This window comes from Rhizobium sp. 'Codium 1', assembly GCF_020889605.1.
GTDB classification, from domain to species: Bacteria; Pseudomonadota; Alphaproteobacteria; order Rhizobiales; family Rhizobiaceae; genus Allorhizobium; species Allorhizobium algae.
In genome coordinates, this window is sequence record NZ_JAJGPW010000005.1 from 265,921 (window position 1) to 289,981 (window position 24,061).

The 24,061-nt window shown below is 61.7% G+C and carries 20 protein-coding genes, 3 tRNA genes and 1 pseudogene; 13 read left to right on the top strand and 11 right to left on the bottom strand.

From position 1 onward, the window contains the following. The first annotated feature begins 76 nt into the window (after positions 1-76). Together LJE98_RS14860 and LJE98_RS14865 are read left to right on the top strand one after the other, a co-directional pair. Complete coding sequence (locus LJE98_RS14860) at positions 77-556, top strand: VOC family protein (protein ID WP_229575999.1); 480 nt, start codon at positions 77-79, stop codon at positions 554-556. Positions 557-761: 205 nt separating this feature from the next. Next, positions 762-2,243 carry a phospholipase D-like domain-containing protein gene (locus tag LJE98_RS14865; RefSeq protein ID WP_229576000.1) on the top strand — a complete coding sequence of 494 codons (1,482 nt, stop codon included), beginning with the start codon at positions 762-764 and terminating at the stop codon, positions 2,241-2,243. A gap of 209 nt (positions 2,244-2,452) precedes the next feature. On the opposite strand, the gene aat is transcribed toward LJE98_RS14865, so the two are convergent. The 5 genes from aat to LJE98_RS14890 form a co-directional block, all read right to left on the bottom strand. Next, a complete protein-coding gene (gene aat / locus LJE98_RS14870; RefSeq protein ID WP_229576001.1) occupies positions 2,453-3,067 on the bottom strand; it encodes a leucyl/phenylalanyl-tRNA--protein transferase in 615 nt (204 codons plus the stop codon). 4 nt (positions 3,068-3,071) lie between these two features. Further along, on the bottom strand, positions 3,072-4,424 hold the full coding sequence (accC, locus tag LJE98_RS14875) for an acetyl-CoA carboxylase biotin carboxylase subunit (protein WP_229576002.1): 1,353 nt from the start codon (positions 4,422-4,424) through the stop codon (positions 3,072-3,074). Between the two features lie 4 nt (positions 4,425-4,428). Further along, entirely contained in the window at positions 4,429-4,905 is a 477-nt protein-coding gene (accB, locus tag LJE98_RS14880; RefSeq protein WP_229576003.1) for an acetyl-CoA carboxylase biotin carboxyl carrier protein, read from the bottom strand. A gap of 22 nt (positions 4,906-4,927) precedes the next feature. Further along, positions 4,928-5,368 carry a type II 3-dehydroquinate dehydratase gene (aroQ, locus tag LJE98_RS14885; protein ID WP_229576004.1) on the bottom strand — a complete coding sequence of 147 codons (441 nt, stop codon included), beginning with the start codon at positions 5,366-5,368 and terminating at the stop codon, positions 4,928-4,930. Positions 5,369-5,509: 141 nt separating this feature from the next. Continuing rightward, a complete protein-coding gene (locus LJE98_RS14890; RefSeq protein WP_229576005.1) occupies positions 5,510-6,271 on the bottom strand; it encodes a DsbA family protein in 762 nt (253 codons plus the stop codon). A gap of 195 nt (positions 6,272-6,466) precedes the next feature. On the opposite strand from LJE98_RS14890, the gene LJE98_RS14895 reads away from it, so the two are divergent. Together LJE98_RS14895 and LJE98_RS14900 are read left to right on the top strand one after the other, a co-directional pair. Then, the gene (locus LJE98_RS14895) at positions 6,467-7,633 is read left to right on the top strand and encodes an aminotransferase class I/II-fold pyridoxal phosphate-dependent enzyme (RefSeq protein WP_229576006.1); all 1,167 of its coding nucleotides are present in this window, start codon (positions 6,467-6,469) and stop codon (positions 7,631-7,633) included. Positions 7,634-7,846: 213 nt separating this feature from the next. Next, positions 7,847-8,311, top strand: a complete 465-nt coding sequence (locus LJE98_RS14900) for a GNAT family N-acetyltransferase (RefSeq protein WP_229576007.1) — start codon at positions 7,847-7,849, stop codon at positions 8,309-8,311. A gap of 74 nt (positions 8,312-8,385) precedes the next feature. On the opposite strand, the gene LJE98_RS14905 is transcribed toward LJE98_RS14900, so the two are convergent. After that, positions 8,386-11,307 carry an Rne/Rng family ribonuclease gene (locus LJE98_RS14905; RefSeq protein WP_229576008.1) on the bottom strand — a complete coding sequence of 974 codons (2,922 nt, stop codon included), beginning with the start codon at positions 11,305-11,307 and terminating at the stop codon, positions 8,386-8,388. A gap of 697 nt (positions 11,308-12,004) precedes the next feature. On the opposite strand from LJE98_RS14905, the gene LJE98_RS14910 reads away from it, so the two are divergent. The 3 genes from LJE98_RS14910 to prfB all read left to right on the top strand — a co-directional run bounded on the left by LJE98_RS14910 (position 12,005) and on the right by prfB (position 17,194). Then, positions 12,005-13,270 (top strand): N-acetylmuramoyl-L-alanine amidase, encoded by a 1,266-nt coding sequence (locus LJE98_RS14910; RefSeq protein WP_420710156.1) that lies wholly within the window; start codon positions 12,005-12,007, stop codon positions 13,268-13,270. Positions 13,271-13,506: 236 nt separating this feature from the next. After that, a complete protein-coding gene (locus LJE98_RS14915) occupies positions 13,507-15,960 on the top strand; it encodes a penicillin-binding protein 1A (protein WP_229576009.1) in 2,454 nt (817 codons plus the stop codon). A gap of 105 nt (positions 15,961-16,065) precedes the next feature. Beyond that, positions 16,066-17,194 (top strand): peptide chain release factor 2 gene (gene prfB, locus LJE98_RS14920; protein ID WP_229576010.1). Its coding sequence is split into 2 segments (ribosomal slippage): positions 16,066-16,134 and positions 16,136-17,194, totalling 1,128 coding nucleotides; the frame shifts between segments, so codons are not numbered across the junction. Between the two features lie 77 nt (positions 17,195-17,271). Here prfB and LJE98_RS14925 read toward each other — a convergent pair. Both LJE98_RS14925 and LJE98_RS14930 read right to left on the bottom strand, forming a co-directional pair. Then, positions 17,272-17,748, bottom strand: coding sequence for a hypothetical protein (locus tag LJE98_RS14925; RefSeq protein WP_229576011.1), 477 nt, complete (start codon positions 17,746-17,748; stop codon positions 17,272-17,274). 7 nt (positions 17,749-17,755) lie between these two features. Beyond that, positions 17,756-18,715, bottom strand: coding sequence for an NAD kinase (locus LJE98_RS14930; protein WP_280640732.1), 960 nt, complete (start codon positions 18,713-18,715; stop codon positions 17,756-17,758). A gap of 8 nt (positions 18,716-18,723) precedes the next feature. Here LJE98_RS14930 and LJE98_RS14935 point away from each other — a divergent pair. The 3 genes from LJE98_RS14935 (at position 18,724) to LJE98_RS14945 (ending at position 20,434) form a co-directional block, all read left to right on the top strand. Then, positions 18,724-18,799: transfer RNA gene (locus LJE98_RS14935), tRNA-Thr, on the top strand. A gap of 83 nt (positions 18,800-18,882) precedes the next feature. After that, complete coding sequence (locus tag LJE98_RS14940; RefSeq protein ID WP_229576013.1) at positions 18,883-19,857, top strand: MliC family protein; 975 nt, start codon at positions 18,883-18,885, stop codon at positions 19,855-19,857. A gap of 91 nt (positions 19,858-19,948) precedes the next feature. Next, positions 19,949-20,434 (top strand): hypothetical protein, encoded by a 486-nt coding sequence (locus LJE98_RS14945; protein ID WP_229576014.1) that lies wholly within the window; start codon positions 19,949-19,951, stop codon positions 20,432-20,434. Between the two features lie 16 nt (positions 20,435-20,450). Here the strand turns inward: LJE98_RS14945 and LJE98_RS14950 are convergent, their stop codons facing one another. The 3 genes from LJE98_RS14950 to rlmB are packed head-to-tail and all read right to left on the bottom strand — an operon-like array spanning position 20,451 to position 23,376. Further along, the gene (locus LJE98_RS14950) at positions 20,451-21,665 is read right to left on the bottom strand and encodes a glycosyl transferase (protein WP_229576015.1); all 1,215 of its coding nucleotides are present in this window, start codon (positions 21,663-21,665) and stop codon (positions 20,451-20,453) included. Between the two features lie 38 nt (positions 21,666-21,703). Continuing rightward, positions 21,704-22,495: an HAD-IIB family hydrolase gene (locus LJE98_RS14955; protein ID WP_229576016.1), complete on the bottom strand. Its 792-nt coding sequence runs from the start codon at positions 22,493-22,495 to the stop codon at positions 21,704-21,706. After that, positions 22,495-23,376, bottom strand: coding sequence for a 23S rRNA (guanosine(2251)-2'-O)-methyltransferase RlmB (rlmB, locus tag LJE98_RS14960; protein WP_229576017.1), 882 nt, complete (start codon positions 23,374-23,376; stop codon positions 22,495-22,497). The genes LJE98_RS14955 and rlmB overlap by 1 nt, the downstream gene beginning before the upstream one ends. Before the next feature lie 206 nt (positions 23,377-23,582). On the opposite strand from rlmB, the gene LJE98_RS14965 reads away from it, so the two are divergent. The 3 genes and pseudogenes from LJE98_RS14965 to LJE98_RS14975 form a co-directional block, all read left to right on the top strand. Next, positions 23,583-23,667, top strand: a tRNA-Tyr gene (locus LJE98_RS14965). Between the two features lie 21 nt (positions 23,668-23,688). Further along, a tRNA-Gly gene (locus LJE98_RS14970) sits at positions 23,689-23,762 on the top strand. Positions 23,763-23,986: 224 nt separating this feature from the next. Then, a pseudogene (locus tag LJE98_RS14975) lies at positions 23,987-24,061 on the top strand (elongation factor Tu); the annotation flags it as partial.

Consider the following 24,061-nt stretch of genomic DNA (forward strand, 5'->3'; position numbering starts at 1 on the left):
CAATCCGTTTCCCCTTGACGCAACCGTCCCGCAGGCGTGCAATGCAGGGATGTCGAAGCCTCTGGGAGGAAGAGCAATGGCAACGCCGAAGAACATCATCTGCATCTGGTACGACCGCGACGCCGAAGAGGCCGCGCACTTCTACGCAAGCGTCTTCCCCGACTCGGAGGTGAAGGCCGTCCACCATGCCCCTTCCGATTATCCCTCCGGCAAGGCCGGCGACGTGTTGACCGTCGACTTCACCGTCGCCGGCATCCCCTGCATGGGTCTCAACGGCGGCCCGGCCTTCAAGCACTCCGAAGCCTTCTCCTTCCAGATTGCAACCGAGGACCAGGAGGAAACCGACCGCTACTGGAGCGCCATCGTCGGCAATGGCGGCAAGGAAAGTGCCTGTGGCTGGTGCAAGGACAAATGGGGCATCAACTGGCAGATCACGCCCCGCGCCCTGACGGAGGCGTTGGCGGCCGGAGGCGCGGAAGCGAAGCGCGCATTTGAGGCAATGATGGAGATGGGCAAGATCGACGTGGCAAAGATCGAGGCGGCGCGCCGGGGTTGAGCGCATGCGCACTTCGTTTGTCGATGCCGGATGTCGGGAATAACCGATCTCGTAAACAAAAAAAATTCACGCAGCTTCGGACTTTTCTTGTGCCTTAAGGGGCTCCTGCGCGTTGTAGGCCGGAGCGAAGCCGTTATCGTGAAGACTGGACGCGAAGCAATGGTTGCGCTCGCCGAATTTGGCGATCCGGTGTCTGGAGTATTTGATGGCGCTACCCACTCTCTTTTCGCCTTCCGGGAACTGCTGGCGGACCGAAACGGCGGATGAATTCTCGATCCTCATCGATGCCAATGACTATTTCACCTCGATCCGCGCCTCCATGATGGCGGCAAAACACGCCATCTTCTTTGTCGGATGGGACTTCGACGCCTCCATCACGCTCGGCCACCCGCAGGTCGATGATGGGGCGCCTCGCGGTGTCGGTGACTTTCTTCTCTGGCTGGCGCGCCGCACCCCGGGTCTCGAGATCCGGATCTTGCTGTGGAGCCCGGCACCGCTCGCGAGTTGGGCGAGACTGTCGAACCTTCCCTATCTGCTGCGATGGAAATGGAACCGCCAGATATCCGTCCGTCTGGACGGCAAGCATCCTCTCGGCAGTTCCCACCATCAGAAGATGCTGGTGATCGATGATGCCGTCGCCTATTGCGGCGGCATCGACGTGACGCTCGACCGCTGGGACACGCGCGAGCATCTCGATGATAACCCCGACAGGCGCCGGCCAAACGGCAAGCCCTATGGGCCCTGGCACGACCTATCCAGCCGGTTCACCGGGCCGGCAGCCCGCGCACTTGGCGAACTGTGCCGCTACCGCTGGACGCGTGCAGGCGGAAAGGACGTTGCCCCGGTGGCCGCAACGCCACCGCCTGCAGAGCGCGCGCCGAACTTCTCCTTCGGCAGCGTCGACCTTGCGATCGCGCGCACGAGCCCGGCCTATCAGGAGGAGCACGCCGTCACGGAGATCGAGCAGCTCTATCTCGACATGATCAACGCTGCGCGCCACACCCTTTACGCCGAGAGCCAGTACTTCGCATCCCGCGCCGTCGCCCAGGCGATCGCAAGACGGCTTGCCGAACCGGATGGTCCGGAATTTGTTCTGATCAATCCGACGACATCCGACAACTGGCTCGGAACCGTCGCCATGGATACGGCGAGGGCACGGCTCTTCGAATCCCTGCGCCGTCACGACCGCCACGGACGGTTCAGGATCTATCACCCGGTGACGGCCAGGGGCCAGCCGATCTATGTGCATGCAAAACTGCTGATCGTCGATGACCAGTATCTTCGCGTCGGCTCGTCCAACATGAACAACCGTTCGATGCGCTTCGACCAGGAATGCGACGTAGCGCTCGAGGCGGGCGGCTCGGAGAGGCTTTCCTCAAGGATCTTGAGTTTCAGGAATGATCTCCTGGCGGAACATCTGGATGCGACGCCCGAGGCCGTTGAACAGGCGATCCGCCAGTCCGGTTCGCTGATTGGTGCGGTCGAGATGTTGCGCACCAGAAGCGCAGAACTGGGTCTTTGCACACTCAGACCCTATGATACCCCGGAAATCTCGGACCTCGAAGAATGGCTGGCCGACCACGAGATCCTCGATCCGGAGGGTTCCGAAGCGGTCTTCGAGCCGATCGAGAAGCGCGGCCTGTTTCGGGGGCGGTTGAAGCGGCCGAGGCGGCGGAAAGCCCCTTAGCTCTGATACGACGGGGCAAATATAAGTCGAAACCTCTACGGGAAGGCTATCTTGCCGCCGCACACGAAGAATGGCGCTGACGCAGCGAAGGAAACAACCGGATGGTAGAGAAAGGAACGGAGGAGTCAGAGGCGTAGCCCGCGTCAACCATCTCCGCCGTCATTGATCTCTGGGGTGTGTGACCTCCCGAGCCATCCGCGCGATAGCTTCTATAACCGAATAGTCTCGCTCTCCATCGCCTTGTCCAGCAACAGCCCATACGCTTCCTTCGGTATATCCACCGCCCCGAACGTCTTGAGGTGTTCGGTGGTGAACTGCGTATCGAGGAGCGTGAACCCGCGTTCCCTCAACCGCTCCACCAGATACACGAGGCAGATCTTCGACGCATTGGTGCGCCTGGAAAACATGCTCTCCCCGAAGAAGGCCGAACCGAGCGACACGCCGTAGAGACCACCAACCAGTTCATCGCCTTCGAAGGCCTCGACGCTATGGGCGTGGCCGAGGCGATGGAGGGCCCCGTAGAGCTCGCGGATGGTCTGGTTGATCCAGGTGCTCGGCCGGTCGGGGGCCGCCTCCGCGCATTTGTCCACCACCTCGTCGAAGGCGGTGTCGAAGCGGATGTCGAAGGGTCGTTTGCGGATTGCCTTGGCAAGGCTCGACGAAACGTGGAAGTCGTCGAGGGGGATAATGCCCCGGATCTCCGGTTCGACCCAGAAGAGCTCCGGGTCGTCGGCTGAATCCGACATCGGGAACATCCCGATGGAATAGGCGCGCAGCAGGAGTTCCGGCGTAATGCTTCGGTCCCTGCTGCGTCGCCCAGCCATTGTTTTACTTGGCCGAGGTTTCGGCCAGGTATTTTTCCAGCCAGTGGATGTCGTACTCGCCATTGGCGATGTCCTGGTTGGACACGAGATCCTGGAACAGCGGCAGCGTGGTCTTGATGCCGTCGACGACGAATTCGTCGAGCACCCGGCGAAGCCGCATCATGCATTCGACGCGGGTGCGTCCATGCACGATCAGCTTGCCGATCAGGCTGTCATAGTAGGGCGGGATCTTGTAGCCGGCATAGGCACCGCTATCGACGCGAACGCCCAGACCACCCGGGGCATGGAAATGCGTGATCGTGCCAGGCGACGGCACGAAGGTGCGCGGGTCCTCGGCATTGATGCGGCATTCGATGGCATGACCGGAGAAGACGATCTCGTCCTGTGTGACCGAGAGGCCGGCGCCGGAGGCGACGCGGATCTGCTCATGCACGAGGTCGATGCCGGTGATGGCTTCGGTGATCGGATGCTCCACCTGCAGGCGGGTGTTCATTTCGATGAAATAGAACTCGCCGTTTTCGTAGAGGAATTCGATCGTGCCGGCGCCCCGGTACTTCATCTTCTTCATGGCTTCGGCGCAGATCGAGCCGATCTTCATCCGCTGCTCGACATTGAGGGCAGGGGAATTCGCCTCTTCCCAGACCTTCTGGTGGCGGCGCTGCAGCGAGCAATCGCGTTCGCCGAGATGGATCGCGTTGCCCGCACCATCGCCCACGACCTGCACTTCGATATGGCGCGGCTTGCCGAGATACTTTTCCATGTAGACGGCGTCATTGCCGAAGGCGGCGAGCGCTTCGGAACGGGCGGTCGAGACGGCCTCTTCCAGCTCTTCCTCGGTCTTTGCCACCTTCATGCCGCGGCCACCGCCGCCGGCCGTCGCCTTGATCAGCACGGGAAAGCCGATTTCGCGGGCGATTTCCAGCGCATTTTCCGGCAGAACTTCGCCGGCGGAGCCTGGAACGACCGGGATGCCGAGTTCGACCGCGGTCTTCTTCGCCGTGATCTTGTCGCCCATCAGGCGGATATGCTCCGCCGTCGGTCCGATGAAGGTGATGCCATGGGCGTCGAGAATGTCGGCGAACTTGGCGTTTTCAGACAGAAAGCCGTAGCCCGGATGAACGGCGTCAGCGCCGGTGATCTCGCAAGCAGCCACGATCTGGTGGATGTTGAGATAGCTGTCGCGGGACGGCGGTGGGCCGATGCACACGCTTTCGTCGGCAAGGCGCACATGCATGGCATCAGCGTCTGCTGTGGAGTGCACGGCCACCGTCTGGATGCCGAGTTCCTTGCAGGCGCGCAGCACGCGCAGGGCGATTTCGCCTCTGTTGGCGATGAGAATTTTCGAGATACCGCTCATCGGCTCACTCGATGATCACAAGAGGCTCGCCGTATTCGACCGGGCTTGAATCGTCGATAACGATTTCGACGACCTTGCCGGACTTGGGCGAGGGGATCTGGTTCATGGTCTTCATCGCTTCGATGATCAGCAGCGTCTGGCCTTCCTTGACCATCTGTCCGACTTCGACGAAGGCGCGGGCGCCCGGCGCCGGCGACAGATAGACGGTGCCGACCATGGGGGCCGTCACGGCATTGGAGAGATCGCGGCCGGCGGGAGCGGCCGGCGCTGCGGCAGCCGCAGGGGCGGCAGCTGGTGCAGCCGGCGCCTGATAGGCATAACCTGCCATCTGCTGCGGCATCATCATCGGGGTCCCGTTGCGCGAGACGCGGATGCGCAGGTCGTCCTGCTCCACTTCGATCTCGGTGAGATCCGTGTCGTTGAGGATGTTTGCGAGATCGCGGATCAGCGACTGGTCGATGCCCGATTTCTTGTCAGCCATGGGTTGATGTCCTGTATTCTTGTTATTGCGTGATGGTTTTCAGCGCCTGAAGCGCCAGGATGTAGCTATGAGGTCCGAAACCACAGATGACGCCCTTTGCGGCGGGCGCTATCATCGATTTGTGGCGGAATTCCTCGCGCGCATGCACGTTGGAAATGTGCACCTCGATCACCGGGATCGGCGAAATGGCACGGATCGCGTCATGCAGCGCAACCGAGGTGTGCGTATAGGCGCCGGCATTGAAGGCAACGCCGGCTGCCTTGTCGGCGGCCTCATGCAGCCAATCGACGAGCATGCCCTCATGATTGGACTGGCGGAAGTCGATGGTCAGGCCGAGCTCGTCACCGGCGGCCTTGCAGTCGGCCTCGATGTCGGCGAGCGTCTTGCCGCCATAAATCCCGGGCTCCCGCTTTCCCAGCATGTTGAGATTGGGGCCGTTCAGCACGAAAATGGTCTTGCTCATCTACGCTTCCGTCGACTTTCAACCGCCTCCTATAGACCGAGAGGCCTTATAGGGAAAGCCCTTTGCCGTGATCACGCCAAACCGTCCCCGGAAATCCGGGGCAGGGTTAAGATCGAAGGGCAAAGGCGGGCCGGATTTGTCTCAGCAGGTGGCCTTGCCGCAAGCGCGAATATTGGCGACCTTGGCCTCGATCGCCTCTTTGCCGACGGCACCCGGAACGGTCTCGTTGCCGATCACGTAGGACGGCGTGCCGGTGATCCCGAGGCTGGTCGCCAGCTGATAGGCTTCCTGCACCTGTTCCGTGTTCGGGCTCTCGCTCATCTTGGCGCGGATCGCATCTTCGGCAATGCCCAGTTCGCCGGCGATCGCCATCGCGCTCTCTTCCGAGGCGCGGCCATCCTGGGTCATCATGGCGCGGAAGAAGGCGCCGTAATTGTCCGGAGACAGCTTGCGCACGGCATCGGATACCTTGTGCGCAGCTTCCGAATCCGGCCCGAGAATCGGGAATTCCTTCAAGACGTAGCGGACATTCTTGTCCCCTTCGATGACGGCTTCCATGTCGGCATGGGCGCGACGGCAATAGCCGCAATTATAGTCGAAGAACTCGACGACCGTGACATCGCCCTTCGGATTGCCAATGGCGAGATCATAGGCGGACTTGAAGATCGCATCCTGGTTGGTCGAGAGCGCCTCTGCCGAGCGCTGCGAGCGGATCTCCTCCTGCTTCTTCTGCAGGGCGTCCTGCACTTCGAGCATGATCTCCGGGTTCTCGATCAGGTATTCGCGGATGAATGCGCCGAATTCCTTTTTCTGCGCCTCGTCGAGGGCGGCGGCCGGAAGCGGCATCAGGGCAGGGAGAAGCGCGATACCGGCGCTGGCGATCATTTTGAAGTTCATGCCCATGGTGTTCCTCGTCCTTGCTGCCATCTGTCGTGTCTTCGGCCACAGGCATTTCCATCCCGAAGGCCGGCTTGCGCCGAGCCTGAAGCCTGACGCTTTCATGCGGAATGGCTTTTTTGCACCGCCTTGTCCAGCCTCTCCATTGTGATGCCATGCGCTTTGCGGCAAATGTCTGGCATGTGACCGAGGAGCATCAAGTTGATTTCGATTTCCAAGCGCAGTGCCGTCGAACCCTTCCACGCCATGGACATTCTGGCCGAGGCTACCCGCAGGCGGCAGGATGGCCGTCCGGTCATCTCCATGGCCGTTGGGCAGCCAGGTCACCCCGCACCGCAGGCAGCGCTTGAAGCCGCCCGCAAGGCGCTGGAAGGGGGCCGCATCGGCTATACGGATGCGCTGGGCATGACGGGGCTGCGCCAGGCGCTTGCCGAGGAATATCGCCGCCGGCACAATGTCTCGGTCGACTGGAACCGGATCGTCGTGACAACCGGTTCATCTGCCGGCTTCAACCTCGCCTTCCTCTCCCTCTTTGACGTTGGCGACGCCGTGGCGATTGCCAGACCCGGCTACCCCGCTTATCGCAGCATCCTCGCCGCCCTCGGCCTCAAGGTCGTCGAGGTCGCCGTCGGCCCGGAAACCGGCTTCACCCTGACACCTGAAAGCCTGGAACGCGCTCAGGCAGAAGCCGGTATTCGCCTCAAGGGCGTCCTGCTCGCAAGCCCCGCCAACCCGACAGGCACCGGCACGACCAGGGTGCAGCTGAAGGCTGTCTACGACTACTGCCATGGCCAAGGCATCACCCTGATTTCCGACGAGATCTACCATGGCCTGACCTACGGCTCCGAAGAGACGACGGCGCTGGAGATCGGCGACGAGGCCGTGATCATCAATTCCTTCTCCAAGTATTATTGCATGACCGGCTGGCGCATCGGCTGGATGGTCTTGCCCCAAGAACTGGTCCGCCCCGTCGAATGCGTCGCCCAGAGCCTCTACATCTCGGCGCCTGAACTTTCACAGATTGCCGCGCTTGCGGCCCTGAGCGCAACCGTGGAACTGGAGCATTACAAGGCGGCCTGCCGGGCCAATCGCGACTTCCTGATGGAGCGACTGCCAGCGCTTGGCCTGCCGTTGCTCTCGCCGATGGACGGCGCTTTCTACGCCTATGTCGATGCGACGCGCTTCACCAATGACAGCATGGCTTTTGCCAGGAAGATCCTCGCGGAGACGGATGTCGCCGTCACGCCGGGGCGTGATTTCGACCCGGCGGAGGGCCATCTGGCGCTGCGCCTCTCCTATGCGGGTACGATGGCGGAGATGGTCGAGGCGACCGACCGACTGGAGAAATGGCTGCCACGAAGCGATTAGGCAGTGAGCGAAATGGATTCGCGATCAAGGCCTTCGCAGCGGAACGTGAATCAGATTGCGAACCGGCTCACGCAGTCTCTGAACTCCGCAGCCTGATGGAAACGGGAAGCGCGCATATGCCGATCGAAAGAACGAGCCCCTTCATCACCGCGCCCGAAATCCGGACGGAGCGAACCATACTCAGGGGCCCATCGCCTCGAAGATTTCGGTCCGATGCTCGCCATGTGGCAGGATGAGGCCGTCTACCGCCATATCTTGGGTCGCCCTTCGACAGGCAGTGAGACCTGGTCGCGGCTTCTCCGCTATATCGGCCATTGGACAGCACTCGGTTTCGGCTATTGGGTGATCGAGGACCGGCACACGGGCCTTTTCCTCGGAGAGGCAGGCTTCGCTGATTTCCGCCGCGATATGGATCCGCCGCTCGGCCCCGCGCCTGAGGCCGGCTGGGCGCTTGTGCCTTCCGGGCACGGACGTGGTCTCGCGACGGAGGTCGTGTTGGCCGCCCATGTCTGGATGGACGCTCACAATACGCAGGACCACACATTCTGCATCCTCGATCCGGAGCATCGGGCGTCACGCCGGATTGCGGAGAAATGCGGCTATCGCCACGCCTATAACACCACAATCGCCGGTGGTCCGACATCGGTCATTAAGCGCATATCCGCCGTGGCGATCTGATCGGCAATCACGCGACGAACGAAAAAGGGCCCCGTTGAGGGCCCTTTTTGCATTTTGTCAGAACGTCACCATTCTTAGAAGAAACCACCGCGCTTCTGCCACCAGCCGCCCTTCTTGGGCTTTGTCTCGGTCGCATCTTCCGCCGCCTTGACCGAAGTCACGACCGGCTCGGAGGACGCGACGTTGGATTCGCGGTTGGCGCGGGCCGGTTTGGCCTCTTCGGTGACCGGGGTAGGCGCAGGCGCAGGGGCTGGAGCAGGAGCCGCTGCGGCCGGCTCGGCAGCAGGTGCCTCCACGGCAACGACTTCAGCAACGGCCTCCACCGGTGCGGCAGCGACGGGTGCAATTTCGGCGGCCACTTCGGGCTCGGCCACGGCCTTTGCCTTGCGCGTCCGGCGCGGCTTGGGCTTCACCGCTTCCGGAGCGTCCACCACGACTGCGGCGGGTTCCGGCTGAGCGTCGACCGTTTCGGCGACTGCGACATCGTCCGAGCGATCGCCGGCATCATCGCCATCGTCACCAGACTCGTCGGAGCCTTCCATCGAGCCTTCTTCGCCCGGCCGGTTGCGACGGCCACCGCGCTTGCCGCGACGGCGGCGCTTGCGCTTCTGGGCGTCGTCGCCATTTCCATCACCTTCGGCTTCAGTGGCGCGGATTTCGCCATTGCTCTCGCCGGCGTCGTCCTCGTTTTCGTCACCATCCTCATCATCGAGGTCGGAACCGTTGTCACCGTTCTGAGCATCGCCATTCGGGCCATTGCCGTTCTGGCCATTCTTGCCACGACGGCGACGACGACGCTTGCGCTTGCGATTGCCATCGTCGGCATCGGCACGCGCCGCTTGCGGTGCGCTCTCGGCCTTGGCGGCGACGACGATCTCTTCTTCGTCTTCCTCCTCCGGCTCCGGAACGTAATCGTCCTCCTCCTCGATGTCTGGCAGGAGAGACATCAGGCTCTCGATCTTCACCGGGTTCTCGACGGCTTCGCCGCGTTCGATCGTGAAGTGCTGCGCGCCGCCATGCTGTGCCGGCATGCCGCCGTCGATGACGATCGAGACGCCGAAACGGCCTTCGTAGTCGACGATGGTGTCACGCTTCTGGTTGAGGAGGTAGAGCGCCGTGTCCGGCGTCGTGTGCACGACGATGTCGTGCGTGGTGCTCTTCAGCAGGAACTCCTCGATGCCGCGCAGGACATGCAGGGCAACTGAAGACTGCGAGCGGATGAGGCCGGTCCCGGTGCAATGCGGGCAAACCTGCGTGGTCGATTCCAGCACCGAGGCGCGAATGCGCTGACGCGACATCTCGAGCAGGCCGAAATGCGAGATGCGGCCGACCTGGATGCGGGCGCGATCGTTCTTCAGGCAATCCTTCAGCTTCTTCTCGACAGCGCGGTTGTTGCGCTTTTCTTCCATGTCGATGAAGTCGATGACGATCAGGCCGGCCAGGTCGCGCAGGCGCAGCTGACGCGCCACTTCTTCCGCCGCTTCCAGGTTGGTCTGCAGCGCGGTGTCCTCGATCGAGTATTCGCGGGTCGAGCGACCGGAGTTTACGTCGATGGAGACCAGCGCTTCGGTCTGGTTGATGATGATGTAGCCACCGGACTTCAGCGTCACCTGCGGCTGCAGCATCTTGTCGAGCTGGGCTTCGATGCCCGAGCGCGCAAAGATGGGATGGAGATCGCGATAGGGCTGAACCACCTTGGCATGGCTCGGCATCAGCATCTTCATGAAGTCTTTCGCTTCACGATAGCCTTCCTCGCCCGAAACGACGATCTCGGAAATATCCTTGTTGTAGAGGTCGCGAATGGAGCGCTTGATCAGCGATCCCTCTTCATAGACAAGGCACGGCGCAGTCGAGGCGAGCGTCAGCGTGCGGACGTTCTCCCACAGGCGCATCAGATATTCGAAGTCGCGCTTGATCTCGACCTTGGTGCGGTTGGCACCGGCGGTGCGCAGGATCACGCCCATGCCCTGCGGTACTTCGAGCCCGCGGGCAATTTCCTTCAGGCGCTTGCGGTCGGTCGGCTGGGTGATCTTGCGGGAAATGCCGCCACCACGCGCCGTGTTCGGCATCAGCACCGAGTAGCGGCCGGCCAGAGACAGATAGGTGGTGAGAGCTGCACCCTTGTTGCCGCGTTCTTCCTTGGCGACCTGCACGAGCAGGATCTGCCGGCGCTTGATCACTTCCTGGATGCGGTACTGCTTGCGCGGCTTGCGCTGGACGCGGTCCGGAACCTCTTCCATGGCGTCTTCGGCGCCGACGGATTCGATCTCTTCTTTTTCCTCGATGTGATCGTCGTCGTCATCATCGTTGCCCTCGTCGTCGTCGCGGCGACCGCCGCGGCGTCCGCCGGCTTCCTCGGAAATCTCGTCCATGTCGACCATGGCGGCAATCGTGCCACCCGCAGCGTCATCAGAAGCGTCGCTGCCTTCCTCGGCAGGCGTCTCTTCGGCGGCGGCCTTCTTGGCGCGCGGCTTGCGGACGCGCTTCGGCTTTGCCTTGGCCGCCGGCTCTTCTGCTGCGGTCTGGCCCTCGACCGAGGCGGCGGCTGCCACGTCGGCATCGGCTTCTGCGGCGAGTTCGGCGGCTACATCGTCGACGATCGCTGACGCGACGGAAGACGTGGTGTTGATTCCGACATCGGGCTGATCCTGCTCGGCCGGATCATTGCTCATGACCTCGTCGCCCTCGACGTCATTTTCCTTGCGGTGCTCTTCGGCTTCCGCACGAAGCAGCGCCTGACGGTCGGCGAGCGGGATCTGATAATAATCGGGATGGATTTCGGCGAAAGCCAGGAAGCCGTGGCGGTTGCCGCCGTAGTCGACAAAGGCGGCCTGCAGCGAGGGTTCGACCCTCGTTACCTTCGCCAGATAGATATTGCCCCGGATCTGCTTTTTGTGTTGGGATTCGAAGTCGAATTCTTCAATGCGGTTACCACGAACGACGACAACGCGCGTCTCTTCTTCGTGAGACGCGTCGATAAGCATTTTGTCTGCCATTTAAGCTGTGCTCCTCGGCGCCCTCGGTCTGTGGTCCACCCGCGCGCTGAACTTGGAAGCGGCTGGAACCTAGCGGACTGTGCGCCGGATATAGATGTAGACACACGGTGGACCGGGTTCGCAGCATACGGACGGACGACGGGGCTCTTTCCGATCCCGGTCCGTTCCTGGTCATGTCAACCTGCTGCAAAGACATCAAATACCGTACGTCAACGACAATGATATGGACCCCTCGGGATCCGATGAATGCTCGGTAAAGAGCTGTTGGTGGAGAGCCACCGATGAAGTGCCGACCAAGTCGGCGTGTTGAACCAGTTTCAGGAAAAAAATGCGGAGACGGCAGATGAATGTCCGGTCGAACAGGCGCCAAATCCATTGTCTGAGGTTGGCAGCCGTGGGCGGAAATTCTATCCCGTTTGCACTTTTATCCCTCGTTTGCCTTGTATGTTTTCTACGTCACAATAGCAAGCGCAAACGGATTTATGCCATAATGGCAGTCGATTAGGGGAGTTGTCTCATTCTGCGTGATTCCGATGGGTAAAAAGCGGTCTTCGGCCGTAATTTCGATAGCCATCGGGCCAGCACGGCGAGGCATGTGGCGGATAATCTGAGAAAATGGCGCGATATGCGACGTGTGACTTGTGTCACAGTTTTGTCGCTGTCATGACGGGGGCAGGATTTGACAAGAGCTTTGGCGCTGTCGGCGGGGCGAAATCTCGTATTTTGGGCCCGAATCGTTCAGGCGTTTGCCTCACTGGCGGGACCCTTGTTGCTGACGCCGCTATTGCTCGCACCGAATGTCGCCCATGCGGTCACGGCCGACGTGCCGGCGCAGCGATTGGTCGCCTATGCCGCTCGCATTGCCGGTGACGAGGCTCGAACCCGCATCGTCCTCGACTTTGATCGCGCCCCGACCTTCGAGACCCGTTACATTGCCAATCCGGATCGCATCGTCATTGATCTGCCGGCAACGGCCTTCGCTTTTGCCGAGGCCGATCTGAAGGCGACCGGCTTGTTCAGCGATATCCGATACGGGTCGATGGATGCGGCCTCGGCCCGTCTCGTCCTGACAGCGGCCCGTCCGGCCAGGCTCGCTGCTGCGGAAGTTCAGCCCAATGAGGATGGCAACGGTTACCGCCTGGTTCTCGATGCTGAACTGGTGCCGGAGGAGGACTTTGCAGCGCTCGTCTCGGCTCAGGCCTGGGCATCCACGCAATCCGACGCGGCTGTGACCGGCACGGTGCCCATCGCCACTGCGGCGGCGGATGAATTCGTCATCGCGATCGACGCTGGCCATGGCGGCATCGATGCCGGTGCAACGGGTGCGTCAACCAAGACGTCGGAAAAGGACATCACGCTCGCCTTTGCGAAGATCCTCAGCGAAAAGCTGAAGGATCTGCCGGGCATTCGCGCTGTCATGACCCGCGATACCGACAAGTTCCTGTCGCTCTCCGAGCGCGTGTTGATCGCTCGCCAGAAGGGGGCAGATCTGCTGATCTCGCTCCATGCCGATACGCTGCGCCAGGCCGACATCCGTGGCGCAACCGTCTACACCATTTCCGACAAGGCCTCCGACCACATGGCAGCCCAGCTCGCCGAGCGGGAAAACTTCTCGGACACCGTGGGAGGCGTCGCGCTACCGACCGAGACCGAGCCGGAGGTTGGCGACATCCTTCTCGATCTGACCCGGCGCGAGACCCAGGCCTTCTCGATCGCCATGGCACAGGCCGTGGTCGGCTCCTTCGAGGGCCAGATCTCGCTCATCAACAATCCCCATCGTCATGCCGGCTTCCGCGTCCTTCAGGCCCCGGACGTGCCGTCGGTTCTGCTCGAACTCGGTTTCCTTTCGAACAAGGACGATGAGAAACTCTTGCTCGACCCCGTCTGGCGCGAACGGGTGGCGGGCCTGCTCGTGGAGGCGATCAGGAAGTATCGGCAGCCACAGCTCGCCAATGGCGGTTAGGTCACATCCCCCGAGGAAGCTGTGACCGGGCAGCGCTTCCCGTGCTACCGGCCCTATTTTCCTCACATTGTGCCCGTTACTCGGGGAAATCGCACAAGTCGGACCATTGTCGAATCGCCGCGCTTGTGCAGGAAATCGGCATGTCTTGCCATCCATGGCGTGACGTGCAAAACGCCACAGGGCGTGCGAAGCTTGTCGCGGCGCGCGAAACCTGAAGCAGAGCCGGTAGCGGAAACATGATCAGACTGATTGGATATCTCTTCGGATTGGCGTCCGTGCTGGCGCTCGGCGTCGCGGCCGTTGTCGCCGTCTATCTGAACGGGGTGACCAAGGACTTGCCGAACTACGAGGTTCTGGCGAGCTACTCTCCGCCGGTCACGACGCGCATTCATGCCGGCAACGGCGCGCTGGTGGCCGAATATGCCCGCGAGCGTCGCCTCTTCCTGCCGATCCAGGCGATCCCGGACCGGGTCAAGGCAGCCTTTCTCTCGGCCGAAGACAAGAATTTCTACAACCATCCCGGCGTCGATATTTATGGTCTCGGCCGCGCCATCCTGGTCAACGTCCAGAACCTCGGCTCCGGACGCCGTCCGGTCGGTGCCTCGACGATCACCCAGCAGGTGGCGAAGAACTTCCTTTTGTCCTCTGACCAGACCATGGACCGCAAGATCAAGGAAGCGATCCTCTCCTTCCGCATCGAGCAGGCCTATTCCAAGGACAAGATCCTTGAACTCTATCTGAACGAGATCTTCTTCGGCCTGAACGCCTATGGCATCGCCGGTGCAGCGCTGACCTATTTCGACAAGTCGGTCACCGAACTGACAATCGCTGAAACAGCCTATCTCGCGGCTCTGCCCAAGGGGCCGAACAATTATCATCCCTTCCGCCGCACGGATGCTGCCCTCGAGCGCCGCAATTGGGTCATCGATCGCATGGTCGAGAACGGCTTCGTCGCACGGCAAGAGGGTGAGGACGCCAAGACGCAGCCGCTCGGCGTCAACCTGCGCCGTTCCGGTTCGTCACTTTTTGCCTCCGACTATTTCGCCGAAGAGGTCCGCCGCCAGATCATCGAGAAATATGGGGACAAATCTCTCTATGAAGGTGGCCTCTCGGTCCGCACCTCGCTCGATCCCCAGATGCAGATCGCGGCCCGCAAGGCTCTGCAGTCGGCACTCCTGACCTATGACCAGCGTCGCGGCTTCCGCGGACCCATCAAGCAGATTCCGCTCGAAGGCGACTGGGGGGTGCCGCTCGCTGAGATCCCTGGTCTCGCCGACGTGCCGGAGTGGAAGATCGCCGTCGTCCTCGACGTGGCTGCCGACGGCGTCGATATCGGTCTGCAGCCCGCCAAGGAAGGGGGCGGCAAGGTCGTCGCGGAACGCATCCGTGGCCGTATCGCCCCCGCTGACATGGAATGGGCCTATCGCTCCGCCCTCGGCGACCGCAAGTCGGTGAAGTCACCCGAAGGTGTGCTGTTGCCGGGCGACGTGGTTTATGTCGAGGCCCTGGAAGAAGGTTCGAGCGCCTATCGCCTGCGTCAGACGCCCAAGGTCCAGGGCGGCCTCGTCGCCATGGACCCGCATACCGGCCGCGTTCTCGCGATCGCCGGCGGGTTCTCCTATGCTCAGTCGGAGTTCAACCGCGCCACCCAGGCGATGCGTCAGCCCGGTTCGTCCTTCAAGCCCTTCGTCTATGCCGCTGCCCTCGACACCGGCTATACCCCGGCATCCGTCATCATGGACGCCCCGGTCGAATTCGTCTCCGGTGGCCAGGTCTGGCGCCCGCAAAATTATGGCGGCGGTTCCGCCGGTCCGCAGACCCTGCGTCTCGGCATCGAGAAATCGCGTAACCTGATGACGGTGCGTCTTGCCAACGACATGGGCATGAACCTGGTGGCCGAATATGCCGAACGCTTCGGCATCTACGACAAGATGAACCCGGTGCTTGCCATGTCGCTCGGCTCCGGCGAAACGACGGTCATGCGCCTCGTCTCGGCCTATGCCGTCTTCGCCAATGGTGGCAAGCAGATCAAGCCGACACTGATCGACCGTATCCAGGATCGCCACGGCAAGACGATCTTCCGTCACGAGGACCGGATCTGCGAAGCCTGCAACGCCGAGCGCTATACCGGCCAGGAAGAGCCGACTGTCGTCGACAATCGCGATCAGGTGCTCGATCCCATGACCGCCTACCAGATCACCTCGATGATGGAGGGTGTCGTCAGCCGAGGCACGGCTGCCGGCAAGATCAAGCTCGACCGCCCTGTCGCCGGCAAGACCGGAACCTCCAACGACGAGAAGGACGCCTGGTTCGTCGGCTACACGCCCGACCTCGTGGCCGGTGTCTTCATCGGCTTCGACCAGCCGGCACCGCTCGGGCGCGGCTCGACCGGCGGCTCGCTGGCAGCTCCTGTCTTCAATGACTTCATGCAGATGGCGACGGCCAACACGCCGCCCGGCAAGTTCTTCGTGCCGCAGGGCATGAGCTTCATTCCGGTCAACCGGACCACAGGCATGGCCGCCTATGAAGGCGAACCCGATACGATCATGGAGGCGTTCAAGCCCGGCACCGGCCCGGCCGACTCGCTGTCGATCATCGGCATGGACGGCTATGCACCGCCAGAGGAAATCCTGCGAGATTCGCCTCAGGCCAACCAGGCTGTGACCTCGGGTTCCGGCGGCCTCTTCTAGGCCTTACCGCACCATTCCTCGTGACCCGGCTCTTTACATCAGGGCCGGGCGCAACTATGCGAGGGGCCAGATTTTCACCAGTTTCAGAGGTCGAGAACCGAACGCATGCGCAATGAAATTGAAAACGTCGTCGACGAAATCAAGCAGGCCATAAGCCTGCTGAGGAGGCATCTTTGACTGGGATCAGGCGGTAAGACGACTGGACTGGTTGAACAACAAGGCCGAGGACCCGAACCTCTGGAACGATGCCCAGGAAGCCCAGAAGCTGATGCGCGAGCGCCAGCAGCTGGATGACAGCATTGCTGGCGTCAAGCGCCTCGAACAGGCGATGAACGACAACATCGAGCTGATCGAGATGGGCGAGGAAGAGGACGACGAATCGGTCGTCAAGGATGCCGAGGACCAGTTGAAGGCCCTGAAGACCGAAGCCGCCCGCCGCCAGGTGGAGGCCATGCTTTCGGGCGAGGCGGACAGCAACGACACCTATGTCGAAGTCCATTCGGGCGCCGGCGGCACAGAGAGCCAGGACTGGGCGAACATGCTTCTGCGCATGTACACCCGCTGGGCCGAGCGCTCTGGATTCAAGGTTGAGGTGCTGGAAGTGCATGACGGCGAAGAAGCCGGCATCAAGTCTGCAACGATCCTCATCAAGGGCCACAATGCCTATGGCTGGATGAAGACCGAATCGGGCGTGCATCGCCTGGTCCGGATCTCACCCTATGATTCGAATGCGCGTCGCCACACATCGTTTTCGTCGATCTGGGTCTATCCGGTCGTTGACGACTCGATCAACATCGACATCAACGAGAGCGACTGCCGCATCGATACCTATCGTTCGTCGGGCGCCGGCGGGCAGCACGTCAACACGACCGATTCGGCCGTCCGCATCACGCATATCCCGACCGGTATCGCGGTCGCCTGCCAGCAGGAGCGCTCGCAGCACAAGAACCGCGCCAAGGCCTGGGACATGTTGCGTGCCCGCCTCTACGAGGTCGAGCTGAAGAAGCGGGAAGAGGCAGCCAATGCCGAAGCCGCCTCGAAGACCGATATCGGCTGGGGCCACCAGATCCGCTCCTACGTGTTGCAGCCCTACCAGTTGGTCAAGGACCTGCGCACGGGCGTCGAAAGCACTGATCCGGACAGCGTCCTGAACGGCGAGCTGAACGAGTTCATGGAAGCAGCCCTTGCCCACCGCATCAGCGGCAAGGCATCGGAAGTCGCCGACATCGACTGACCATTCGCTCATCAGACAGGAAAAGGCGGAGCGCCGGGCGCTCCGCCTTTTTTTATGGCGATCCGTCACCGGTCGTTTCAGTTGCTCGCCCGCTCCACGCGAATGTCGCCCAACTCGTCGATCAGCACCGTCCATTCCTCGACCCGATCGGTGTCGGGGGCGGTCTTCAGGTAGACGGTAGCAAAGAAGCCGGGCGTGCCGGCGACGCCGCCCATGCTCTCGGGACGGATGCCCGTCACATAGGGCTTGATGGCCGTGAATTCTTCGAGCTCGACGCTTTCCACCAGCCGAAGCCCTTGCTCGCCCGAGGCAATCATCTGCAGATGAACCCGGGCCGTCCGGTCTTCCTGTCGGATCGCCACGAGCTTGTAATAGCCGCGCTCGCCGCCTTCGACGCCGCTCTCTGCACCGGGCACGCCCTCCGGCCCCGATTCCCAATAGCCGCCGCTCATCACGAAGGTGGCGGCGAGGGGCAGGTCTCCGATGTCATCGGCCACGGCAGGCGCAGACATGAAGAGCAGAAAGGCGAGGGCGGTCGAAAAGCGCGCTTTCATCGGAGCCTCAATCGGAAAACTGTTCGGCAATGATTCGGTCTGACCAGGATCTGTCCGGATCGGACAGGATGCGCGCGGTGGTGTCCTCGGATTGCGCGATCTCCACCCTCAGAACCGATTTGACCTCTGTATGATCCGCCACCGCGTTGACCGGACGCTTTTCCGGCTCCAGCACTTCGAGAACCACGGTGACCTTGTCCGGCAAAAGGGCGCCCCGCCAGCGGCGGGGACGGAAGGCGCTGACCGGTGTGAGCGCCAGAAGCGGTGCCTCGAGCGGCAGGATAGGGCCATGGGCGGAAAGATTGTAGGCGGTTGATCCGACGGGCGTCGCCACCATCAGCCCGTCGCAGATCAGTTCCTCGAGCCGCACCTTGCCATCGATCACCACGCGCAGTTTCGCGGCCTGATACGATTGACGCAGCACCGAGACCTCGTTGATCGCGAGCGCAAAGGAGACGGATCCGTCGGTATTGCTGGTCGTCATTTTCAGCGGGTGGAATTCGTTTTCCACGGCCACCTCGATCCGCTCCGGCAGGCTGTCGGTGGAAAAATCGTTCATCAGGAAGCCGACAGAGCCGCGATTCATCCCGTAGATCAGCTTGCCGCTGTTCATCGTATCGTGCAGCGTCTGCAGCATGAAGCCATCGCCGCCGAGCGCCACGATGACATCGGCCTCAGCCGGCTCGGTATGACCGTAGAGCCGAATCAGGTCATTGCGCGAAGCCTGGGCTTCGTCCGTGTTGGAAGCGATGAAGGCGAGCGACCGGAACGTGCGAGACATGGCGAGCCCTGATGAGATGTTGCCATGTCGTACATGACAAATAGCTGTAACCACAAGCCGTTTTGCCCTCGAAACGGTTCGGCTCGCGGTTGAGTGATCAGCCCGCGCCCCATGCGGAAATTCATCATATCCGCTAACCGTCCGGCGATTTTTTGCTTTACCGCAAATCGATTTCCGCCTAAACACCGCGCACTGCCCTTGTAGCTCAGTTGGTAGAGCACCTGATTTGTAATCAGGGGGTCGCGGGTTCGAACCCTGCCGGGGGCACCACTTCTCTTCACATCTGGCTATTTTTGTCATTGTCCTTTCGGGCTGTTCTTTGGCATGGTCTGGCGACAGCCGAGGGAGACCCGATGCACGTACCGATTTTGGCCGGCCTTGCACTGGCCATGACTGCCGTTCTGATCCTTCCGCGCGAAAGCCGGGCCGCCGATATCAAATATGCCTGTGACGACGGTACCTCCCTGACCGTCACCTTCAGCGAGAAGGCGGCGGAACTCACGCTCCCAGACGGCGAGAAGTTCTCCCTTCCGCAACAGCCGGCCGCCAGCGGCTTCTGGTATTCAAACAGTCGTCACGAGCTGCGCGGCAAGGGCGAGGAATTGCGATTCGCAATCGGCCGCATGGCGCCCGTCGCCTGCCGCAATGCTGGCGAGGTCACCGGACAGTTCGACAGGGCGACGCGCGCCGAGGTCGAGCTTGCCGAGAAAGACACAGGGCTCGACATGAAGGGCAAGCTTACCTGCCTGCGTTATCCGAACTTCGCCTTGAAGGAGCTCGACCTCGGCGAAAAAGGGGCGGCCGGGCTGTTCATCGCATCGTCCGAGGGACCCTGTCAGCTCAACCCGGCGCTCGACCGCAGGATAGAGGACGAACGTGCCGGCTATCTCTGGGGTGCGGTCGGCCCTTACGCCTTCTTCCGCGGCGCAGATGGCTGGAACGGTGGCCTGCCATTCGTCGTCTACGACGCACGCACGGGCACGCGCCTGATGGAAGATGTCCTGGCCGGCGAGTTTTCCGCGCTGGCCCTCGTCGGCGAGGAGCTGACCCTGCGCTATCGCCGCATCTTCGCCGCCGAATGCTCGCTGATTGCCGCGCCGGAGAGCTGCTCGTCCACTCTTCGCAGGGAGCTCGGCCTCGATGCCGATCGCCCCATGCCCGATTGCCGTGCCGCATACCAACCCGCCATCGCCGCTGATCCGGATGCCGCAAAGACCATCGAGGCCTGGCCGAGTATCATCGAATATCCGGTCGAGCGCAGCCTCTCTGAGGATGGCACGTCCGTCGTCGCGATCGAAGGGGACATCACCTGCCGGCCGGCCATGTGACCGCATGATGCCTGTCGCCGGATTTCGATTCGACAAACGAAAAAAATGAGAGCTTACTGCGTGTGGGTGCAACTGCCACGGGGACACTCTCATGATCTTCGGTATGTCGCCTTTCACATTTTTTCATGTTGTGCTGAGCCTGATCGGCATCGCCGCCGGTTTCATTGCCCTCGGAGGCTGGCTCCGTGGGCACCTGCGCTCCGGCTGGACCGTCGTCTTTCTCGTCACGACGATCGCCACGGTGCTGACGGGATTTGTCTTCCCCTTCACCGTCGTCACGCCCGCCATCGTGTTCGGGATCATCTCGACGGTGGTGCTGGCCGTTGCAGTCTTTGCGCTGTACCGCCAGCATCTCCTTGGGCGCTGGCGATTGGCCTTCCTGCTCAGTGCTCTTTTCGCTCTTTATCTCAATACATTCGTGTTGATCGTCCAGGCGTTCCAGAAGGTCGGGCCGCTCAACGCTCTGGCGCCGACGGGAACGGAGCCCCCATTCGCCGTCGCGCAGGTCCTGTTGCTCGTGGTCTTCATTGCCCTCGGCTACCGGCTCTTGCGGCGTTCCGTACCCTTTGCCATGTGAGTGGCGGCGTGGAGGCTCAATCCTCCGCGTCCCGGCGCGCGGCCTCCTGTATGTCGTGCAACAGGTCGGGCAGGGCGCTCTGCACCCGGTTCCAGCTCGGCATGAAGGGCGTGGCATTCGGCTTGTCGAGATAGAGCTGGCCGGCCTCGATGAGATTGGCGGCGAACAGTTCGACTGCCTGCTCCTCGCGGTGCCGGTCGGTGGTCAGCCCGTTCATCCTTGCGTCGTGGTAATAGGTTTCCACGAGGTCCAGTGCGGTCCGGTAATAGGTGGCCTTCAGCGTCCGGAAGGCGTCCTGGCTGAACACCACGCCATCGGTTGCAAGTTTGCGGTAGAGCGCCTTGGTGATGTCGATCGACATGCGCGACAGCCCCTTGGCCGCATCTTCGGGTGACAGCGGCTGGTGCTTGTGGTCATAGGCGTCGGCAATATCGACCTGGCAGATCGTCTGGACCGAATAATTGCGCCACAGCTCCGACAGGACGCCGATCTCCAGCCCCCAGTCGGAGGGAATGCGGATGTCGGAAAGGATATGGGTCTGCATGGCGAATTCGCCGGCGAGCGGATAGCGGAAGGCCTTGAGGTACTCGATGTAGGGATGGTGCCCCACCACCTTTTCCAGGCTGAGCAGCAGGGGTGTCACCAGCAGCCGCGTCACGCGGCCATTCAAAGATCCGTCGGCAATGCGCGGATAGTAGCCCTTGGAAAAAACGTAAGGGAAGCGCGGATTGGAAACCGGATAGACGAGGCTGGTCAGCATGTCGCGGGAATAGGTGATGATATCGCAGTCATGCAGGGCCACCACACCCGCCTCTCGGCCGGCCAGCACATAGCCCATGCAGAACCAGACATTTCTTCCCTTGCCCGGCTGGTCGGGTGACAGACTTTCGACCTTCAGCTTGTCGTCAATGGCCCGCATTCGTGGACCGTCATGCCACAAGATGGTGTGTTTCTGCGGCAGGCGCGAGAAATAGTCTTTCGCGTGACGGAACTGCTTTTCGTCCGCCTGGTCGAGCCCGATGACGATCTCGGAGATATAGGAAACCTGCGAGAGTTCGGAAACGATGTGTTCGAGGGCAGGGGCTTCCAGTTCGGAATAGAGCGACGGCAGGATGAGCGTGATCGGACGGGAGGCGGAAAAGTCCGTGAGCTCCTTTTCCATGCGTTCCTGGGAGTGTTCCCGAAGATTGTGCAGGGTTGGGACCACGCCGTTCTGATGGAAATCCGCCATGTCTAATTCCTTTCGTGATGAAACCGGTTGAAACCGGCTCAGAGAAATCCCGTGGCAACGAGTTGATGGATCATGATGTTCCAGCCTTCGGGACCGGCCTGCTGCGAACGCAGGATATTCCCCTGTCTTTCCCGCTCCGTGACGGGCAGGGGCTGGTGCGCGGGATTGGCGATGATGATGCCGCAATCGGCGGCTTCCAGCATGGCAAGGTCATTGGGCGCATCCCCGAGCGCGACGGTGCGAACAGGCTTTCCCAGACTCGACTGATAATGCGCGACCACCTCGGCCATGCGTTCGGCCTTTGAGGTCTTTGGCATCAGCGTGAAGAAGCGTCCGCCCTGGACGGCCGTGAAGCCTCGTCTGTCGAGGAAGTCGAGAAACGCCTGCTCCTGCCCATCGGTCCCGCTGAAAAGACCGGGCTCCGAAAAGCGCCGCTGTCGTGCAAGCACGGCGAAGGCATGGGAGAGGCCCGTCTTCCTGGACACCTCTTCCGCGTCCCAATCCCCGAAGCCTTCGAAGCAGGCGCTGAGCTCCTTAGGTAAGTCCCTAAGGATTGCCCGTAGCCGTTTGTAAGGACTCGATGAATTGTCATCCGTCCCGGCCGATTCCGAAGGCAGCCCGACGACGCCGGCCCCGTTTTCCACGATCATCGGGTGAGCAATGCCGATCGCGTCGGCAATCGGGCGCATTTCGGCCTCTGTCTTGCTGCTCGCGAGGATCACCGGAATGCCACGCTCCTTCAGGAGGTCGAGCGCCGGCCGGGCGGCCTCGAAGGAATAGCTGCCATGGTCGAGCAGTGTTCCGTCGAGGTCGGTGAAGACGAGCATCATCAGCCCTTGGTCGCCAGATGCTGGCGCGAGGCGTAAAGCGCGATGGCTGCCGCATTCGAGACGTTGAGCGACTTGATGGCGCCCGGCATGTCGAGGCGGGCGAGCGCCGATACCGTCTCACGCGTCTTCTGCCTCAATCCCTTGCCTTCGGCGCCGAGCACCAGCGCGATCCTGTCGCCGACAAGGGTCTCCTCCATCGGCGCTGGCCCGTCCGAATCGAGGCCGACCGAGAAGAAGCCGAGCTTGTGCAATTCGGCGAGCGCATCGGCGAGATTGGTCACCTGGATATAGGGGATGAGTTCCAGCGCACCGGACGCCGATTTGGCCATCACGCCCGATTCCGTCGGGCTATGCCGCTGCGTGGTGATGACGGCACCGGCATCGAAGGCGACGGCCGAGCGCATGATCGCCCCGACATTGTGTGGATCGGTGACCTGGTCAAGCACCAGGATCAGTGGGCTGTCTTGCAGTGCCTCCAGCCGGCGCGGCGGCAGCGGCCGGGTCTCCAGCATGACGCCCTGGTGGATCGCTTCGGGGCCCAGGATCTTGTCGAGGTCCTGCGGGGTCACCGTCTCAAAGGGAATGCCGAGGTTTTCCACAGATGCGATTTCGAGCCGGACCAGCGCATTTTGTGTCGCCGAAAGTTTGATCAGCTTGCGTTCAGGATTGTCGAGTGCAGCGCGTACGGTGTGCAGCCCGTAGAGCAGAACCTGCTCCGGCGCGAGCTTCGGCGGTGTCCAGCCGGCATTGCTCTTGCGCGGCTTCTGCGGCTCCGGTGTGGGGATTTCGCCCCTTTCGCGCCTGGCATCGCGCACCTGTCGGCGCAGCGTCGCATAATGGGTGTCGCGGGCGGTTTTGTCGATTTTCGGATCTTTGGCCATGCGCCCTTATAGCGTCGGGCAAGGGGCGGGCATAGACCCGGCCTGAAAATCACATATGTGTCTGATCCATGAAACTTTTCGGAATTTTTCGTCGATCTGCGTGTTGACATGAGCCGGTTGGGCCGTCATATACCCGCCGCAGATCAGGGGGCGACGCACTCTGGTCGAGACTGAAAAGCTTGGTCGCCAGATCCGGACGAAAGAATGGAGAGATGCCCGAGTGGTTAAAGGGGACGGACTGTAAATCCGTTGGCTCAGCCTACGTTGGTTCAAATCCAACTCTCTCCACCATTCGTCCTCGGATCTGAATATGCGGGTATAGCTCAATGGTAGAGCAGCAGCCTTCCAAGCTGAATACACGGGTTCGATTCCCGTTACCCGCTCCAGATATCTTTCTGACTTAAGTCTCGGTTTGCAAACAATTTTCATGCCATGCCTTCCGCAGTGACAGGGCGCTTGTCCCGGCTGCGATTCTGGCCGTGAAAACCGTGCCTTCCGGGCGCTGGAAGGCGGATTATTTAACGCTTGCGCATTGCGCATGAAAGCCTTAAACGGCGGGACCAAACCGGTTCGCCGGGGCAACCCCGTTTCGTTCACAGGAAGCATTCAAATGGCAAAGAGTAAGTTTGAGCGCAACAAGCCGCACGTCAACATCGGCACGATCGGCCACGTCGACCACGGCAAG